This window comes from Lacihabitans sp. CS3-21 (genome assembly GCF_024343675.1).
Lineage (GTDB): Bacteria > Bacteroidota > Bacteroidia > Cytophagales > Spirosomataceae > Leadbetterella.
Genome location: NZ_RJUD01000098.1, coordinates 127,760 through 146,377, shown reverse-complemented (window position 1 = coordinate 146,377; position 18,618 = coordinate 127,760). Strand labels below are relative to the sequence as shown.

14 protein-coding genes and 1 other RNA gene are annotated in these 18,618 nt (G+C 35.0%); 8 read left to right on the top strand and 7 right to left on the bottom strand.

Features of this window, described 5'->3' with window-relative positions; translation table 11 throughout:
• The first annotated feature begins 226 nt into the window (after nt 1–226).
• Genes EGI24_RS16855 through trmB form a run of 6 tightly spaced genes read left to right on the top strand, consistent with a single transcriptional unit; the run spans nt 227 to nt 8,846 of the window.
• Complete coding sequence (locus tag EGI24_RS16855; protein ID WP_255049711.1) at nt 227–3,220, top strand: tetratricopeptide repeat protein; 2,994 nt, start codon at nt 227–229, stop codon at nt 3,218–3,220.
• Entirely contained in the window at nt 3,220–4,920 is a 1,701-nt protein-coding gene (locus EGI24_RS16850; RefSeq protein WP_255049709.1) for a hypothetical protein, read from the top strand. Before EGI24_RS16855 ends, EGI24_RS16850 begins: the two co-directional genes overlap by 1 nt.
• Before the next feature lie 12 nt (nt 4,921–4,932).
• Entirely contained in the window at nt 4,933–5,898 is a 966-nt protein-coding gene (locus tag EGI24_RS16845) for an SPOR domain-containing protein (protein ID WP_255049708.1), read from the top strand.
• 12 nt (nt 5,899–5,910) lie between these two features.
• A complete protein-coding gene (locus EGI24_RS16840) occupies nt 5,911–6,870 on the top strand; it encodes a hypothetical protein (RefSeq protein ID WP_255049707.1) in 960 nt (319 codons plus the stop codon).
• Between the two features lie 6 nt (nt 6,871–6,876).
• Complete coding sequence (locus EGI24_RS16835; protein ID WP_255049706.1) at nt 6,877–8,172, top strand: folylpolyglutamate synthase/dihydrofolate synthase family protein; 1,296 nt, start codon at nt 6,877–6,879, stop codon at nt 8,170–8,172.
• Between the two features lie 2 nt (nt 8,173–8,174).
• The gene (gene trmB / locus EGI24_RS16830) at nt 8,175–8,846 is read left to right on the top strand and encodes a tRNA (guanosine(46)-N7)-methyltransferase TrmB (RefSeq protein WP_255049705.1); all 672 of its coding nucleotides are present in this window, start codon (nt 8,175–8,177) and stop codon (nt 8,844–8,846) included.
• Between the two features lie 40 nt (nt 8,847–8,886).
• Here the strand turns inward: trmB and gap are convergent, their stop codons facing one another.
• Nucleotides 8,887–9,897 (bottom strand): type I glyceraldehyde-3-phosphate dehydrogenase, encoded by a 1,011-nt coding sequence (gene gap, locus EGI24_RS16825; RefSeq protein WP_255049704.1) that lies wholly within the window; start codon nt 9,895–9,897, stop codon nt 8,887–8,889.
• A gap of 388 nt (nt 9,898–10,285) precedes the next feature.
• On the opposite strand from gap, the gene EGI24_RS16820 reads away from it, so the two are divergent.
• Nucleotides 10,286–11,104 (top strand): 2,3,4,5-tetrahydropyridine-2,6-dicarboxylate N-succinyltransferase, encoded by an 819-nt coding sequence (locus EGI24_RS16820; protein ID WP_255049702.1) that lies wholly within the window; start codon nt 10,286–10,288, stop codon nt 11,102–11,104.
• 347 nt (nt 11,105–11,451) lie between these two features.
• Complete coding sequence (locus tag EGI24_RS16815) at nt 11,452–11,868, top strand: helix-turn-helix transcriptional regulator (RefSeq protein WP_255049701.1); 417 nt, start codon at nt 11,452–11,454, stop codon at nt 11,866–11,868.
• 256 nt (nt 11,869–12,124) lie between these two features.
• Here EGI24_RS16815 and EGI24_RS16810 read toward each other — a convergent pair whose 3' ends face one another.
• The 6 genes from EGI24_RS16810 to rnpB all read right to left on the bottom strand — a co-directional run bounded on the left by EGI24_RS16810 (nt 12,125) and on the right by rnpB (nt 18,609).
• On the bottom strand, nt 12,125–13,528 hold the full coding sequence (locus EGI24_RS16810; RefSeq protein ID WP_255049700.1) for a lipopolysaccharide assembly protein LapB: 1,404 nt from the start codon (nt 13,526–13,528) through the stop codon (nt 12,125–12,127).
• A 78-nt stretch (nt 13,529–13,606) separates the two neighbouring features.
• Nucleotides 13,607–16,216 (bottom strand): DNA gyrase subunit A, encoded by a 2,610-nt coding sequence (gyrA, locus tag EGI24_RS16805; protein ID WP_255049699.1) that lies wholly within the window; start codon nt 16,214–16,216, stop codon nt 13,607–13,609.
• A gap of 88 nt (nt 16,217–16,304) precedes the next feature.
• Nucleotides 16,305–16,982, bottom strand: a complete 678-nt coding sequence (gene trmD / locus EGI24_RS16800) for a tRNA (guanosine(37)-N1)-methyltransferase TrmD (RefSeq protein WP_255049698.1) — start codon at nt 16,980–16,982, stop codon at nt 16,305–16,307.
• Between the two features lie 5 nt (nt 16,983–16,987).
• A complete protein-coding gene (rimM, locus tag EGI24_RS16795; protein ID WP_255049697.1) occupies nt 16,988–17,518 on the bottom strand; it encodes a ribosome maturation factor RimM in 531 nt (176 codons plus the stop codon).
• Between the two features lie 63 nt (nt 17,519–17,581).
• A complete protein-coding gene (locus EGI24_RS16790) occupies nt 17,582–18,178 on the bottom strand; it encodes a 30S ribosomal protein S16 (protein ID WP_255049696.1) in 597 nt (198 codons plus the stop codon).
• 80 nt (nt 18,179–18,258) lie between these two features.
• Nucleotides 18,259–18,609: RNase P RNA component class A (rnpB, locus tag EGI24_RS16785), an RNA gene on the bottom strand.
• Nucleotides 18,610–18,618 lie beyond the last annotated feature (9 nt).

Here is an 18,618-nt window from a genome sequence, read left to right as displayed (position 1 = left end):
ATAATGGCAAATGAATTTGCACCGATAAAAAAGGATAAAAGGAGCAAAAAAGCGAGATTCTTGATTTTCATTGATGAAAAATTTTGATTTTATACAAATCTACAATTTTTAATTTTTTTAGACGTTTTGTTCCAAAAAAATGTTTTTGAGACATTTAGGAGTAGCTTTTTAATAAAAAAAGCCAACAATTTCCTAAATTTGACAAATTTTACTAGAAAAATCCCTTATGAAAATCAAATTCCTGATAATATTCTTTGGATTAATAGCTCATCAAATTTCAGCTCAAAATACCTTAAGCTACACCCAGTTAGAGGCCCATTATAACAATGGTATAGAGTTGTTTGAGAAAAAAGCATATGCAGCAGCAAGGAAGGAATTACACACTTATGTATCGCTATCTGAAAAATCTCTCAATCCCAATAAATTCAATATTGCCAATGCAGAATATTATTCAGCTTTGTCATCTTTGTATTCTCAGGCCAAAGATGCAGACATTGAAGTGGAGAGATTTGTCGTAAAAAATCACGAACATCCCAAAGCTAAGCTTATATTCAATGATTTAGCCAAAAGCTTTTTCAACAAAGGTGATTATGCAGGTGCTATAAAATATTTCGAGAAAGCACTTGAAAATCGCCAAGACAATCTGGATACCTATGAAATAAGGTACCAGCTTGCTTTGGCTCATTATCAGTTAAAAGACTTTAAAAATGCACTAAAGCAATTTGATTATGTCAAAGGAACCGTAGCTCCAAATGCATTGAATGCGGCTTATTATTCTGCAGTAATCAACTTTCAAAATGAGAATTATGATTTAGCAATTATAGATTTAAAAAGAGTCGAGAATGTTAATCCTTACAAAACTGAAGTACCCAATTGGATTGCCCAAATTTTGTATCGTCAAAAGAAATACGATGAATTATTGGCTTATACAGAACCAATCATAGCAAATCCGAATGGTAGAAAAATAGATGAGTTGTGCTTATTAACAGCAGAGGTACATTTTTTTGAGAATAATTTTGAAAAAGCTGCTGCATATTATGAAAAATTCAAAGCTTTTAGACGAGGTACAATATCTGATCAAGTTACTTTCAGACATGCCTACAGCCTTTATAAAGTAGAAAATTACGAAAAATCCGCTCTTTTGTTTAAAAATCTGGCTGCTGCAAATAACGAACTTGGTCAACAATCAGCTTATTATTTAGGAATAGCCTCATTAAGAGGTGGTGATTTGAATTCAGCCATGGCAGCTTTTGATGCAGCCAGGAAAAATAGTTTTGATAAGAGTATTCAAGAAGAGGCCAGTTATAACCACATAAAAGTGTTGGTAGAAAAGGGGAATAATCAACAAGCAACTGCAGATTTACAAACCTATATTAAAACCTACCCAACTGGAAAGTATATTGACGAAACAAATGAACTTTTAAGTGAAATATTGTTTGAAACCAGCAATTATGTATCCGCTATTTCATACATAGAAAGTTTGGCAAGGAGAACTCCTAAGATAGACGAGGCCTATCAAAAGCTTACATATAATCAAGGCGTTCTAGACTTTAATGTAGAGAAATTTGAAAGTGCCATTGGATATTTTAATAAATCTTTGACAAAACCGATTAACAATAAACTCGCTTTACAGGCGAAGTTTTGGAAAGCAGAGTCAAATTATCAACTTGAAAAGCCAGGTACTGAAGAATTATATCGCGAACTTCTCAATTCTTCTGATAATATATTAAGACTCAAAAGCTTATATAGTCTCGGATATTTGTTTTACAACCAGAAAGACTACAAGAAAGCACAAGGCTATTTTGAAGAATTCAGAACCAAGGCTAAAAATGAAAGTCAACTGAGTCAAAACTACGAAGATGCCTTGGTAAGACTTGGAGATTGTTTTTTAGCCAATAAAGAATACGCTCAAGCTCTAAAAAGTTATGATACGGCTTTGCAAATCAATAAAACAGATAAGGACTATGCCATGTATCAAAAAGGCCTTACTTTGAAATTTTTAGGAAGAGATTCTGAATCAAAAGAGGTTTTTGAGAAATTCACAAAAACATATAGTTCTTCAAGACTGATAGACGATGCATTGTTTCAAAATGCGGTCTTGGAAATGGATAAGAGTAATTACGCTTCTGCGGTGTCTATTTTTACAGATTTATTAAGAAAAAAGCCAAACAGTGTGTTGGTTCCTCAAGTTTTGCTAAAAAGGGCACTTTCCTTTTCAAATATTCAAAATCATGACAAAGCCATATCAGATTATAAAGTGATTATCAACAAATTTGGTAAAACCGAATTTGCGGAAGAGGCACTTTTAGGAATCAGGGAGTCACTCAATGCAACCAATAGGAGCGAGGAGTTTTTTGAGATAGCAGAACAGTTCAAAACAAGCAATCCAGGAGGAAATTCGGTACAAAATCTACAATTTGACTCTGCCAAAGATTTATTTTATGCGGAAAAATACGATAAAGCGATTCAATCTTTTCAAAGTTATTTAAAAGCCTATCCAACAAGTACTTCAGCGAGTGAAGCGAATTATCTTTTAGCCGAATCCTACTATTTATTGGGAAATAAAAAAGAAGCTCTTAAATATTATAACGAAATCATTGTAAGCAATCAAGTTGAATTTCTGACAAAGTCGGCAATGAGATCTGGCTCTATCAATTATGATAATCAAAACTATGATGATGCCATCCAAAATTACCTCCAAGTAGCTGGATCTACTTCAAACCAAAGAGAGGTTGTTTTAGCTCATGAAGGTTTAATAAAATCGTATTATTTTAAAGGAAACTACGACAAAGTAATCGAGTTTAGTACCAAAGTGATTCAAGAAGGTGGAAATACAGTGCTTGGAGCCAAAAACAGAGCGATGCTATACAAAGCCAAGGCACATATGCAGAAGAAAGAGAACGCCCAGGCAAAAACAGAGTTTGAATCTGTAATAGCTTTGGCAAAAGATGTGTCAGGAGCCGAAGCAAAGTATTTCTTGGGTGATATGCTTAATAAACAAAAACAATATGACGCATCTATCAAATCTCTTCAAGAATTGGCCAACGATTTCTCCGACTTTGTATATTGGTACGAAAGAGCCTTCTTACTGATTGCCGACAATTACTTGGCCAAGGATGACAGTTTTATGGCCAAAGCTACTTTGAATTCTATAATTGAGAATTCTGAAAACAAAGAGACCATAGAGACAGCCAAACAAAAATTAAAAGCCATTAAATAATGAAAGTAAAGAATTTAAGTTCCATAATATTTTTCTCTTTGTTAGGTAGTACTTTATTTGCTCAAAAAACAGTAGTCAATGAGGAAATAAATATAACCAAGGATAGGGAAGTGGTTTTACCGAAAGCTAATAGAATAATTGATAAAATTCCTCCGGTAACCACCGATAAGAAGGAGAAAAAAATGACTTATGCATTTTTTGATAGAAAACCAACCGCTGTTGAAGAAACGAAGTTTGTTCCAAATGTGGTAAGTCCTGTCACAAAGAAAAACAATAATGAAGATGTGGTAGGTTACAAAAATTACTTCAAAGTTGGCTTAGGAAACTTCGGAAGGATCTTTGGAGAAACTTATATCAACTCAGACCAAAACAGGAAATTTGTTTATGGAATTTCTGGATTTCACAATTCTACCAAAAGAGGTCCAATAGCCGCCGAGAATTCTGCCATATCCAACAGTAAAATTGGTTTGGATGGAAAATACCATCAGAACAATTATGAGCTAAAAATGGAAATGGGCTATGAAAATCGAGGTTATTATTTCTATGGATACGATACCTTGGTTCATAGGGACTACACCCAACCAGATATTAAACAAAGAATTAACCTTTATAATTTTTCGGCTACGTTTGAAAATACGAACCCAAAACCGAAAGTTGACTATTCGTTGACAACTGGAATAAAATCACTATCAGACTATTACAAAGCTTCGGAATTAGAGTGGGGAACACAATTTAAAGCTTACTTTCCACTAAAAGAAGATAAAATAACTGCTTTATTGGCTGCGGAAGCTTATTTAACACAACGTTCGGATAGTTATGAAATAAATCCAGTAAGAAAAAGAAATCTTTACCGTGTAGAACCTGCATTCAGATTTGATTTTGGTAGAATCTCAGCTAAAATTGGATTTAAAGCCGTAAATGAGTTTGAGCAAATAGAAAAAATAAACGTAACGAAAGGGTATCCAACGGCCTCGATTTCATACAAAACACCATCATTGACTTACTTTTTCATAGGTTTTGACGGAGATATTATCAGAAATACATTGCACTCGTTTTTGAATGAGAACCCTTTCTTGGTAGAGCAAGCCGTTTTGAAAAATACCTACAAAAATCAAGATTTCTATATTGGAAGTAGAGGTGAATTATACACTGGTGTAAGCTTTAACACCAAAATATCTTATGGAAAATATGAAAACCTATATTTTTTCAATAAATATGATGGCCTCACAGATTCACCAAGTGGACAACCTGTTAATGTCACGAAATTTCAAGCTGAATATGAAGATGCCGTTACCGATTTTGTAAATGTGTCTGCAGAAATTGGATATTCTAATTTTGAAAATTGGAAATCAAATCTGAAGTTAGATTACAACTATTATGAAACCGTAAAGTTTACTAAACCTTATCACAGACCAGCTTTTACGAGTCGTTGGGGCAATACTTTTACCTTGACCAATAAAATTGTGTCTTCTATAGATTTATACTATATATCAGGCATTTATGCAAAAGATATAGAACTTGGCCAACCTGTTAAACTTAAAGATATCATAGACGTCAATGCTGAATTTACCTATTTATTTAGCAAACAGTTTTCAGCTTTCGTAAAATTGAATAATATTGTAGGTCAAAATTATCAGAGATATTACAATTATCCGCAATTGGGGCTTAACTTTGTTGCTGGCATAAACGTAGCTTTATAACAATTCCTAATAATGTTCAATATTCAGCGAGAAATAGTAAATATCGTGCTAGAACAAGACTTTGTAGTTTTGCCTGGCATTGGTGCTTTTTTGACTGAATATTCCAAGCCATTCTTCGATAAAGATGGTGAAATTGTTCTTCCTGAAAAAAAAATAGCATTCAATCATCTTATTGATAGGGATTTAGATAACAAACTTCTAGGTTTGATCTCTTTGAAAGTAAATCTACCCAAAGAACTTTTAAAAACTGATTACAACGAATTCTTGAATAAGTTTAGATCTGATATTGTTTTATATCAAAAATTTGAAATCGAAAACTTAGGTCTTTTTTTCAAAAATGAAAATCACGAACTTGAATTTTACCAAGAAAAAAGTAAGCAAAGCCAAAAGGTAGATTCTACTAAATCTGAAGAAGTATTTATTAAGGCCATAAAACCGATTTCTGCAAAGCCGGTAGAGGTTTTAGAAAATGAAGATTCGGCCAATCCCACAAGAACTAAAAGCTACTTAAAGGTTTTACTGTATTTAGTTCCTGTATTTCTTATTACCTCAACTTTAGCTTACACCATATTTATAAAACCACTTAAAAATAAGTCGGAGAAAAAGAACATGGTTGAAGAAATTGACTCTCTGACCGAACTTCAAAGTGAAGTATTCAATGATTCAAATTTACAAGTAGATAAGGTTGAAAAACGAAACTCTGAAAATAGTAGTGAGCGTAAAGCATCTATAAAAAATCAAAGTCCTAGAGATAGTTCGAGTAATAGTCATATTGTTGGAATTGGTATTTTTAAGGTGAAAGAAAATGTGGATAATCTAGCTGCTTATTTGGCCGAAAATGGAATTCCAGCTAGGGTGAGAAAATCTGGTGACAGATATAAACTGTTTGTTATGGCCAACTCAGAAGAACAAGCCATCGAATTCGTTCGAAAAATAGAACAATTAACAGGTGAAAAAGCCGTTTATGAGAATAATTAAATCTATTTGATTGTGGAAACATTACAAGATATTGACAAGGATAAATACCAGGCAAAAGCTGCTGGCATTAGTGTAGTACTTTATTCGTTTATTTTACTTTCACTTTATTTAATAAAAATAGCCTATGAGCCAGTTGCTGAGCCAATTGCTATGGGAGTTGACCTCAACTACGGCGTAGATTTGGTTGGTTCTGGAGACATTCAAACTACCAACAAAGCGAATCCATCCAAAAATAATTACGATGTTAAGCCCGAAGAGAATAAGGTAATCAGTAAACCCAAACCTACAAAAGCTGTTGAACCAAAACCTGTGACACCGCCCGTAAAGGCCGTATCTGCACCTTCAAAAATTCTAACGGCTGAAGAAGACTCCAAAGTAACAGTGAAAAAACCTTCAGAAACCGCAAAGCCAAGTGCAAAACCATCTTTAGATAATTCAACAAAAACAACAACTAAACCTGCGGCAAATCCAACGCCACCTCAGCCGCAAAGAACTGTTGATAATGGTTCGCTATTCAAAAAACCAACATCGGGTACAAGCGGCTCAAATGGAACAGTTGGTACAAAATCTGGCGTTGGAGGCAATAACAATGGAGATGGAAAACCAGGTGAAGTAGGCGATAAAGGTGATCCTAGAGGCACTTTGGATGGTAAAAGTTTATATGGTAACCCGGGAAAAGGAGGAGGTAGCAGCGGAGCTTCGGTGAGTATTTCTGGGTGGAAAAATAAAGGTCCTCTGAATATTCCAAAAGACAATTCGAGCGAAACAGGTAGAATACGGTTTAAAGTCGTAATTGACGAAACAGGTGAAGTGATTGCAATTTCTGTATTAGAGAGTTCTTTAAGCCCTTCTATTACAAACTATTACAAAGATCAGATAAAGAAAAAACTTAAAGCAAACCTGATTCCGGAGGGCAATCCAAACGGAAACTCTAATGGTACTATTACCATTAATATTACGAGAGGTGCATAACATACCATGACGTATTCAGAAACTATTGATTACTTATATTCGCAACTGCCAGTATTTCAAAAAATTGGAAAAAAAGCTTTAAAGCCTAAACTGACCAATATAATAAGTTTACTAGAAGCCTTAGGAAATCCTCAAAACGATTTCAAAAGTATTCACATTGCTGGAACGAATGGCAAGGGTAGCAGTTCACATTTTTTGGCCTCTATATTGATAGAAAGTGGATACAAGGTTGGATTATACACCTCACCGCATCTTAAGGACTACAGAGAGCGATTCAGAATTAACGGCAAAATGGCCGACGAAAGCTTTATAGTTGACTTCGTTGAGAATCACTTAGAATTAATAAAAAAAATTAATCCCTCATTTTTTGAACTCTCAGTAGCACTGGCATTCAAACTTTTTAGTATTGAAAAAGTAGATATAGCTGTGGTTGAGGTTGGATTAGGAGGTAGATATGACTCTACTAACATAATTAGCAATATATTTTTATCTCTTATTACTAATATAGGATATGACCACATGGATATTTTAGGGGATACTTTACCTAAAATAGCATTTGAAAAAGCAGGTATTGTAAAAGACCAAAAACCAGTAGTTATTTCAGAATATCATCATGAAACCTTTCCCGTATTCCGAGATGAAGCCCTTTCCAAGAATGCTCAACTATATTTAGCTGATGAAAAGCTTCAAATAACGTCCGAGAAAAGTACTTTGCTTTCTTTAGAATTAGAAATTTTAGATTCCGAAACGCAAGAAAAATATAAAATTACTTCAGGCTTAGTAGGAGAGTACCAAAAGCAAAATATTCTTGGAGTTATAGAGACAAGTAAATTACTAATTAAATTAGGATTAAATATCTCTTTTACTAATATTTCTGAAGGTCTAAAAAATGTAGTGAAAAACACTCAGTTAAAAGGAAGATGGCAAATTTTAAATGAAAATCCATTGATAATTTGTGATACCGGTCACAATGAACATGCTTTAAGGATTACAATTAGAAAACTATTAGAATTCAAAAAAACGAAAATCCACTTTATATTGGGATTCGTTAAAGACAAAGATCTTGAAAAAGTTTTGAGTTTGTTTCCTAAGGATGCAGAATACCATTTTACAACATTTGACTCTTTTAGAGCCCTAAAACCTCTAGAATTGCAAACTGAGGCTGCTAAATATGGCTTGACATCAAAAGTTTATTCTGATGTCAATGATGCCTTAGAGCAGGTAAAAACAATTGCAGAACCAAAAGATATTATATTTGTGGGTGGAAGCACCTATTTAGTAGCAGAATTAAATAATTTATAGAATTGTCACGGAAGAAACAACACCGATTTGAGCATAATATCGTTGCAGATAATGTCATAGAAAGAGGGAAAGAACTTTACACTTCCATTAAAGGAAAATGGAATGAAGTTTTTTTTAAGAATTCAAATCCCATTACCGTTGAATTGGCCTGTGGAAAGGGAGAATACACAGTGGGTTTGAGTAAACAATTCCCAAATGTGAATTTTATTGGAGTAGATATTAAAGGTGATAGAATAGCCAGAGGAAGTAAAAAGGCAATGGATTTGAATTTGTCCAATGTGGCCTTTTTAAGAACTGGTATACAGTACCTAGATGAGTTTTTTGAACCAGAAGAGATAGGTGAAATATGGTTGGTTCACCCTGATCCGCAGCCAAGAGACAAAGAAGAAAAAAGAAGGCTTACTAATCAAAAGTTTTTAGATATATATAAAATCTACCTAAAAAACGAAGGTATTTTCCATTTAAAGACCGACAGCGAGTTTCTTTTTGACTATTCTTTGGAAGTCATTAAGTCTGATCCAGATTTTGAATTGCTTGATTATACCGATGATTTATATAACTCCGATTTGAAGGAAGGTCACTTTGATATTGTAACACATTACGAAAAATTGTTTAACGAAAAGGGAGCTACCATACATTATCTGAAAGCAAAACTCATAAAAAAAGCCTCGTAAGAGGCTTTTTTATGAACTATATTTTCTCTCGAGAGAATGATTATTTAATCAAACCTGCAAAGTATTTAACTGTACGAACCAACTGCGAAACATAAGACATTTCATTGTCATACCAGCTAACAACTCTTACCAATTGTGTATCACCAACCGCTGAAACTTTAGTTTGTGTTGCGTCAAACAATGAACCATAGCTGATTCCAATGATGTCGCTACTTACAATTTCATCTTCAGTATATCCAAAACTTTCGTTGGCTGCAGCTTTCATCGCAGCATTGATTTCAGCAACAGTAGTGTTTTTACCTACAATAGCAGTCAATTCTGTCAATGAACCCGTAAGTGTAGGAACTCTCTGAGCAGATCCATCCAATTTACCTTTCAAGCTAGGCAAAACTAAACCAATCGCTTTTGCAGCACCTGTACTGTTAGGAACAATATTTTGTGCAGCAGCTCTACCTCTTCTCAAATCGCCTTTTGCATGCGGAGAATCTTGTGTATTTTGGTCATTTGTGTAGGCGTGAACCGTTGTCATCAAACCATTTATGATACCAAACTCTTTTTCTAAAACTTGTGCCATAGGTGCCAAGCAGTTAGTTGTACATGAAGCACCACTAATAATTGTTTCAGAACCATCCAAAACATCATGGTTTACATTGAAAACAATCGTTTTCAAGTCACCTGTTGCAGGAGCAGAAATCACAACTTTCTTAGCACCAGCTTTTAAGTGTGCCGAAGCAGACTCTACACTTGTAAAGAAACCTGTACATTCTAGTACTACATCTACATCATGCTCACCCCAAGGAATCAACGAAGGATCTCTTTGTGCATAAATATTAATTGTCTCACCGTTTACTATTATTGCACTGTCAGTTGCCTCAACTTTCTCTTCGAAACGCCCTTGAGCCGTATCGTATTTTAGTAAATGAGCCAATGTTTTAGGGCTAGTTAAATCGTTAATGGCTACCACATCGATACCTTCCATGTTGTATATCTGACGATAAACTAGTTTACCAATGCGACCAAAACCATTAATTGCTACTTTGACGTTCTTCATTCGTTATAATTTTTTTGTAAAAAAAAGATATGCAAAATTATAAATAATATATACCAATAACAATTTAAGACCTAATAAATTAAATAAAGACTTCAGTGAAGTGCAAAATTTTACAATTAAAATATAAATAAGTACAATTGCTAAGTAGGGGAGTTGATGCTAATAAAAATAGCATTTAAATTACTTAAATGCTAATGTAATTTACTAATGCTCTTTTTTTATATTTGTATTCTGATAGTCTAAAACAGAATAAAATTTGGCTTAGTAATCTATAATTTCAAGAATACAGTATTTAATTGCTTTTCAAGGCATTAACGAAACTAAATCAGTGTTTTATATCATTTTTGGCTGAGTATTAATCAATAATTAATTTCTATAATTTTTACAAATGAAAGAATTGGAAAAGACCATTTTGGCGGCTTGGGAAAATCGCGAGCAATTAAAGGATGCTGCTGTAGTAAATGCAATAAACGAAGTAGTAAAATTAGTAAATGACGGAGAACTAAGGGTTGCTAATAAAAATAGTGAAGACAAGTGGATTACTAACGAATGGGTTAAGAAGGCTATCATTTTATATTTTCCACTGAGACAGATGGAAGTTCAAGAAGTTGGTATTTTTGAATTTCACGATAAAATGCAATTAAAAAATAATTACAAAGCATTGGGCGTGCGTGTAGTGCCACCTGCTGTTGCACGTTATGGATCATACATAGCACCAGGAGTGATCTTGATGCCGAGCTATGTAAACATCGGTGCCTACGTGGATAGCGGCACTATGGTGGATACCTGGGCTACAGTGGGTAGCTGTGCTCAAATAGGTAAAGATGTGCATTTAAGTGGTGGTGTTGGCATAGGAGGCGTGCTAGAACCTGCTCAAGCCTCGCCTGTAATCATTGAAGACGGTGCTTTTATCGGTTCTAGGTGTATTGTGGTTGAAGGAGCTCATATATCGAAAAGAGCTGTCCTAGGTGCAGGTGTTACCATTACAGGCAGTTCAAAAATAATAGATGTAACTGGTCCTGAACCAGTTCAGTACATTGGATTTGTTCCTGAAAACTCTGTTGTTATACCTGGAACCATCACTAAATCATTTCCTGCGGGCGATTATGGCGTGCCATGTGCACTAATTATCGGTAAAAGAAAGGAAAGTACAGACCTTAAAACTTCGCTAAATGAGGCTTTAAGAGAGAATAACGTTACCGTATAAAATATAAGAACTACATTTTAGGCACAAAAAAAGGGCATCATTGGATTGATAGCCCTTTTTTGTTAATCATTGAGCGGATTAATGTAACACGTTTTTATGAGTGAAAGCATATAAGTCTGTACAAATGTAAATTCTTTCTTAATTAGAATCCAAATTTTTTTTCAAATATTTTTTTGCGAGTATTTCTCAAAAAACTAAACTCTTGAAATAATTATATCTAACTAATAATAAATAAGTTACAAATTACAAATGTGAATTACGAATTATTTGCAAATGTAAATTCTTTAGTTTACATTTGTGTAGTTAGTTTAGAAATGTAATATATTTTTTAGTTTACTTTTGTAAATATGAGCTTAAGAGATAAAATAGAGGCATTAATAATAGGATTGGGATTGACTTCAACAAGGTTTGCAGATTACATTGGTGTAAATCGGCCCATCATAAGTCACATACTTTCTGGCAGAAATAAAGCTAGTTTAGAGATAATTCAGAAGATTGTTTCTAAGTTTCCTGAATTGGGCTTTAATTGGATTTCAGATGACGAAGATTTGGATATGGATATTGTAGCTCAAATCGTTAAAAATAAAGACTTTAACGCACTTTTTAGTGGTTTTTATTCTTCACGAGAATCGAATGAAAATAAAACTCCCGACCATGAGTCAGAAATATTGAATTCTCAAGCCTTTAAAAATGCCAATAAAAGCATCCAAAAAATTGTCGTGTTTTATTCTGACAATACTTTCAGTACTTTTGATCCATCATGATTTTTTTCAACAAGAATGAAATTTATAGTATTCTCAAATAGTGAATCTGAAATTATTTGTTCTTTTCGTTTACTTTGTATTTATTGATTTCGCTGCCATTTCTAAATGTTTGCATTTTTTATTATTTTCAAATTTTCCTGAAATCTTCATTATTGCTCTTAATTTGTATTTTTGTTTATTTGTTATATAATTTATATTATGTTAAATAGATAATTCAAAAATATAGCCGCCCTTTAGGAGCGGCCATATTTTGATCTTATTTACACTGTTCTAATATTCTTTCCAAGTTTTTCAAATTCTCTAATACCAAATCATCATCAGGTTTTAAGCTTTTACACTTATCAAAATATGGCTTCGACGTTTTGAATTGCTCACAAGCTTTAGTTTCAATAGCTTTTCCTTCAGCTTGGAATGTTTTCATATCCATAGCATCTACTGCTCTTTTGATTTCTACAGCCTCATTAAAATACATAACTGCCATGTTGAAATTAACATCATAGTTGTTAGGATCAACTTCCAAAGCTTTTTTGTAGGTAGAATATGCTTTCTCTTTGTTCAATTTGAATTTCGCTTCTAGTTCTGGTAATTTCGCTACTTCACTGTTTCCACTTTGGTTCGCTTTTTTAGCTGCTATTTCAGACGATATTTTAGCTATACCTTCTTCTATAGATACTTTTTGGCTAGTTACTTCAGCTATTCTTTTCTTAGTTGCAGCCGCTGTTTTTGGTTCTTTTTTCAATTTTGCAGTTAATGTTGCAATTTCACCTTCATAAATAGAAAGCTTATCTTTTTCAGAAGCTAATTTGGTCTCTAAATCAGATGTATTTGATTTGGCTAACTGTTCTTTAATTTTTTGAATATCGTTATTGATATCTTGAGCTTTGCTGTCGTAAAGTAATCCTAAGTTTGAAAGGTTGACAGAATTTTTTGGATCAATCACCACCATTTTTTCTAAGTCAGCGATTGCACTTTCAATGTTGTTAGAGGCCAAATAAGTATTGATAATTTCATTTTTCAAATCTTTATCTCCAGGGTGCATTTCTGCTCCTTTCTTCAGTATTTCTACTGCCTCAGGAAACTTCTTCTCTATTTTGTAAATTTGAGCCATGCTATAAAATACAGCAGGATCTTTTCCACCGTTGGCAAAATAGGTCTTGAAGCTTTGAATTGCAGCAGTGTTGTTGCCCAATGACTGGTCAACAATACCCGCATATAAAGCCGCCGTTGAGTCTTTGTCATTAATTTTAGAACTTTGTCCAAAGTACTTACTTGCCATTACCAAGTTTTTAGAGTTGTAGTAGGCAGCACCTTGTTGTAAGAATCCATCACCCAGTCTTTTCGACTTAAGGATGTCTTCAATCTCTTTAGCTTTTTTACCACCCGCTGCTTTCTCTACTTCTAAAGCTTTCAGATAACTATCATAGGCTTTTTGAGTTGCAGTTGAATCCGTTCCACAGCTCAATCCAAGATCTAAATAGGCGTCGCCCAACTTTACCCAAGTAGCACTTTTTAAATTCTGCTTTGGATTTTGTGTATTTTTTATTCCTTTTTCTATGGCTTCAGTGTAACCTTTGCACATAAGTTCTTTCATAGGATCTGCTTGAGCAGAGGCATTGAGGGCAGTTAACCCTACAATTGACGCTAAAATAAGTTTTTTCATTTTTTGATATCGAGTTTTGTTTATCATTAGACTTAAAAATATTACTAGGTTTATTTTATTCTTTAATTTAACAATTCATTAATTATCTGATTCTTCTGAAGATTCCTCTTCTGATGATTCATTCGCATTGTTTTCTGGTGCTTCTGACTCTGAAACAATTGGGTTTACACCCTCTTCTACTACCATGGCTTCTCCTTCCACAATTTCTTCTTCGTCTTCTTCCCTAACAATTCTTGTTACTGAAGCAATACCGTCTTTGTCACTTAGTTTAATAAGTTTTACCCCTTGCGTATTTCTTCCCATAATTCTAAGATCAGCCACGTGAATTCTGATAGCTATTCCCCTATTGGTTATAATCATCAAATCATCTTCATCTGTAACTTCTTTTATTGCCACCAAATTACCCACTTTATCCGTAATATTTAGGGTTTTAACGCCTTTTGCACCTCTTGAAGTGATACGGTAATCTTCAATATCTGAACGTTTACCAAAACCGTTTTCAGAAACAACCAAAAGCTGAGCATCTTCCCTTCCGACACATATCATACCTATGGCATAATCGTTTTCGGCTAGCGAAATACCTCTTACCCCAGTTGCACCGCGTCCCATTGGTCTAATACCCGCTTCGTGGAAACGAACAGCTTTACCTTGACTAGCAGCTATGATGATATAATCATTCCCGTTTGTCAACGCTACGTCTATCAATGTATCTCCTTCGTTGATGTTGATGGCAATGATACCATTTTGACGTGGACGAGAGTAAAGTTCTAACAAGGTTTTCTTAACTGTACCTTTTTTGGTACACATTACGATATAGTTGTTTTTGATATAATCTTCGTCTGTCAATGTTTTAACATTGAGCACTGCTTTGATTTTATCATCAGATTCAATGTTGATAAGATTCTGAATTGCCCTACCTTTTGAAGTTTTGTTGCCTTCAGGAGTTTCAAATACCCTTAGCCAGAACAACTTACCTTTCTCTGTGAAAAATAGTAAATAATTGTGGTTTGTGGCCATAAACAAATGCTCGGTATAGTCTTCGTCTTTGGTTTTAACACCTCTAGAGCCAGTACCACCCCTGCCTTGGGTTTTATACTCGGCAAGATTGGTTCTTTTGATATATCCTTGGCTTGAAACTGTTACCAACATTTCATCGTCAGGAATCATATCTTCGATATTGAACTCCCCTCCTACCATTTCGATTTTTGATCTACGTGGGTCACCAAACTTGGTTTTAAGGTCTTGAAGATCTGTCTTAATGATTTCTTTTTTCTTCTCTTCAGAAGCTAAAATAGCGTTCAATTCGTCTATCAATTCTTTGATTTGCTTGTACTCTTCTGTGATTTTGTCACGCTCAAGTCCTGTCAATCTTTGCAATCTCATGTCGAGAATTGCTCTGGCTTGAATCTCAGACAAACTAAAGTTCGCCATCAATCCTGCTCTTGCTTCGTCTGGGTCTTTTGAACCTCTGATAAGGGCAATTACTTGGTCTAAATGATCCAAAGCAATCAATAAACCTTCTAAAATGTGGGCTCTTTTCTCTGCTTCTTTAAGTTCAAACTGCGTTTTACGCGTTATCACTTCCATTCGGTGTTCGACATAGTATTTTATTAAATCTTTGAGATTTAATGTCACTGGCCTGCCTTTTACAAGAGCCACATTGTTGATACTAAATGAAGACTGAAGTTGGGTATATTTGAAAAGATTGTTGAGTACTACATTAGGTACTGCGTCACGTTTGAGGTCATAAACTATTCTTAAACCTTCTCTATCGGACTCATCTCTAAGGTCTGAGATACCTTCGATTTTTTTCTCGTTTATGAGTTGTGCCGTTTTCTCTATCATATTGGCCTTGTTGACCATATATGGTATTTCTGTCACTACGATTTGCTCTTTTCCTGTTTTAGAAACTTCAAAGTTAGCAACAGATCTGATAACGATTCTTCCTCTTCCTGTCTCGAAAGCAGATTTTACACCACTATAACCATAAATAATACCACCAGTTGGGAAATCAGGGGCTTTGATGTGATGCATCAATTCTTCAATCTCAATTTCTGGGTTCTCAATATATGCCGTAATACCATCAACCACCTCATTGAGGCAATGAGGAGCCATGTTTGTGGCCATGCCTACTGCAATACCTGACGTACCGTTGAGCAGCAAGTTTGGGATTCTAGCTGGAAGTACGGAAGGCTCAGTGAGTGAATCGTCAAAGTTGGGTTGAAAATCTACCGTTTCTTTGTTGATATCTGCCAACATTTCTTCAGCTATTCTACGTAGTCGTGCTTCTGTATAACGCATGGCTGCTGGTGAATCACCATCTACTGAACCAAAGTTACCTTGACCATCGACCAAAGGATACCTTAAAGACCACGACTGAGCCATTCTTACCATGGTATCATATACAGATGAGTCGCCATGCGGGTGATATTTACCCAAAACTTCTCCTACAATACGGGCTGATTTTTTATAAGGTCTATTGTGAAAAACGCCTAATTCTGACATTCCGTAAAGGACTCTTCTATGCACAGGCTTGAAACCATCTCTGACGTCTGGCAATGCACGGGAAACGATTACTGACATTGAATAATCAATGTATGCTCCCCTCATTTCATCCTCTATATTGATTGGGATAATTGTACCGTGGATTCCGGCACCTAACTCTTGATTTTCGCTTTCTTCTGCCATAAATTGGGGTGAAGGATTCTAAAAATATTTAGTAATTAAGATTCTATTAATTTCTTTCAAAAATACAAATTTCTCTCAAAATATGCAATCATTTTGGCAATAAATCAGGCCTTCTTTGGGTGGTTCTTTCGATAGATTTTTCGAGTCGCCAATCATTAATTAACTTCTCATTGCCTGACATCAAAATCTCGGGCACTTTTGCCCCTTCAAAGTCTGCAGGGCGGGTATAAACGGGCGGTGCAAGCAAATCGTCTTGAAAAGAATCTGTGAGAGCCGATGTTTCGTCATTTATAACACCAGGAATCAACCTAACTATTGCATCTGTCAGAACCGCAGCGGCAATTTCTCCACCCGATAGAACATAATCGCCAATAGAGATTTCTTGCGTTACAAACAATTCCCTGACTCTTTCATCTATTCCCTTGTAATGGCCACATATCATCAATAGATTCTTGGATAATGATAACTTATTGACAGACTTTTGGTTGAGCGTTTTTCCGTCGGGGGTTAGATAAATTACTTGATCGTAGGTTGTTTTTTCTTGAAGTTGTCTTATGAGTTTTGCTAGTGGCTCTATCATCAAGACCATCCCCGCCCCTCCACCATACTGATAATCATCTATTTGTCGATAATTGCCATTACCAAAGGGCCTGAGATCATGTGTTTTTATTTCGACTAAATTACTCTGAATTGCATTTTTTACGATTGATTGAGAAAAAAAACCGTCAATCAAACCGGGCTGACAAGATATAATATCGATTTTCATAAATCTTATTGATTTAAATAAATATCTAATAATCCATCAGGAAGAGATACATTTATTTGTTTAGTGTCATGATCTACCGAATCCAAAAAATCATCGACGATGGGAATCAAAACCTCAGATTCGTTAATATCTACTGCAAAAAGGTCCTGACCAGTGCTTTCATATATAGCCTTGAGTTCTCCTAAATCTTTTTGTGTGGTATTGTCAAATATTTTATACCCAATGACCTCGTGATAATAAAACTGTTTACCCTTGAGTTTTGGCAACTTTTTTATAGGTAAATAAGCTTCTGCATCTATGATCATTTCAGTTGCCTCAATGGAATTGATGTCTTCAAACTTGACAATTGATTTTTTACCTCTAACCTGCAATTCTTGAATAATAAACGGCACTAACTGACCTTTTATTTCTAAAAATAGAGCATCCAGTCCAACATAATTCTCTGGAACGTCCACGTCTAACCATATGGTAACCTCTCCTTTCAAGCCATGAGGTTTGGTAATTTTACCTAAAGAAAAACACTCTGATTTCTGCATATTTTAACTAAAAAAAATCCCCGCCGTTTTAGCGAGGATTATTATTGAATGCTTTTATGGCAATTATTCTGCTGCTGGAGTTTCTTCTGTAGATGCCTCAGGAGCAACTTCTTCTACTGAAGCTTCTTCAACTGCAGGTGTCTCAGTTACAACTTCTTCAACCGCTTCTTCTTCCACTACTGGAGCTGAAGCCGCTATTAAATCAGCCTCTGCCTTCGCAATAGCTGCAACTTTGTCTTCTTTTTTCTTACGTTCTGCATCAAACGCTGCTGACCTAGTTGCCTCTTTTGAAGAGTTCAATTTTGCAATTTTTTGAGATCTAATTTCTTCTTTGGCTTTAGACCAAGTCTCAAATTTAGCATCTGCTTGCTCTTGTGTTATGGCTCCTTTATCAACACCAATCTGAAGGTGTTTTTTGAACATCACACCATTAACACTCAAGATTTTTCTTGTAGTATCTGTTGGCTGAGCTCCTACTTGTAACCAGTACAATGCTCTATCATTTTTCAATGTAACGATTGCTGGTGTAGCATGTGGGTTGTATTGACCCAATTTCTCGATAAATCTACCATCACGTGGTGCACGAGCATCTGCAACAACGATGTCGTAAATAGGCATTTTGTTACGACCTCTTCTTGCTAATCTAATTTTAACTGCCATTTGCTTGTTATTTTATTAATGGGAACCCGTCCCTATTTTAAATTTGGAGTGCAAAATTAGTTATTATTTTTTAAAATACAAAATGAAATAAGCTAATAAGCCGAATTCTGTTCTATCCTATCATTTATCTAGGGAATTGATTGCTCAAAACCTCTATCAACCTACCCTCCGACTTGAGCGAGCTACCCTTTAGCGTCGGTTTATTTGGTCTTTCAACTCATGAGGTTTACCTATGCGTATCGTTTTGCAAGTCTACCGGTGGTCTCTTACACCACCTTTTCACCCTTACCACACCGAAATATGGCGGTAATTTTCTGTGGCACTATCTGTAGAGAACGAATTCTCCCCTACCCGTTAGGTAGCATGATGCTCTGTGTTGTTCGGACTTTCCTCCAAATTATAACTAATCTGGCGATAGGTCAGCTTATTTCGGGTGCAAT

Excerpts from the sequence above, each read along its gene's own strand:
- EGI24_RS16855 (WP_255049711.1), top strand. The coding sequence starts at position 227 with ATGAAAATCAAATTCCTGATAATATTCTTTGGATTAATAGCTCATCAA.
- EGI24_RS16850 (WP_255049709.1), top strand. The coding sequence starts at position 3,220 with ATGAAAGTAAAGAATTTAAGTTCCATAATATTTTTCTCTTTGTTAGGT.
- EGI24_RS16845 (WP_255049708.1), top strand. The coding sequence starts at position 4,933 with ATGTTCAATATTCAGCGAGAAATAGTAAATATCGTGCTAGAACAAGAC.
- EGI24_RS16835 (WP_255049706.1), top strand. The coding sequence starts at position 6,877 with ATGACGTATTCAGAAACTATTGATTACTTATATTCGCAACTGCCAGTA.
- gap (WP_255049704.1), bottom strand. The coding sequence starts at position 9,897 with ATGAAGAACGTCAAAGTAGCAATTAATGGTTTTGGTCGCATTGGTAAA.
- EGI24_RS16820 (WP_255049702.1), top strand. The coding sequence starts at position 10,286 with ATGAAAGAATTGGAAAAGACCATTTTGGCGGCTTGGGAAAATCGCGAG.
- EGI24_RS16815 (WP_255049701.1), top strand. The coding sequence starts at position 11,452 with ATGAGCTTAAGAGATAAAATAGAGGCATTAATAATAGGATTGGGATTG.
- EGI24_RS16810 (WP_255049700.1), bottom strand. The coding sequence starts at position 13,528 with ATGAAAAAACTTATTTTAGCGTCAATTGTAGGGTTAACTGCCCTCAAT.
- gyrA (WP_255049699.1), bottom strand. The coding sequence starts at position 16,216 with ATGGCAGAAGAAAGCGAAAATCAAGAGTTAGGTGCCGGAATCCACGGT.
- trmD (WP_255049698.1), bottom strand. The coding sequence starts at position 16,982 with ATGAAAATCGATATTATATCTTGTCAGCCCGGTTTGATTGACGGTTTT.
- rimM (WP_255049697.1), bottom strand. The coding sequence starts at position 17,518 with ATGCAGAAATCAGAGTGTTTTTCTTTAGGTAAAATTACCAAACCTCAT.
- EGI24_RS16790 (WP_255049696.1), bottom strand. The coding sequence starts at position 18,178 with ATGGCAGTTAAAATTAGATTAGCAAGAAGAGGTCGTAACAAAATGCCT.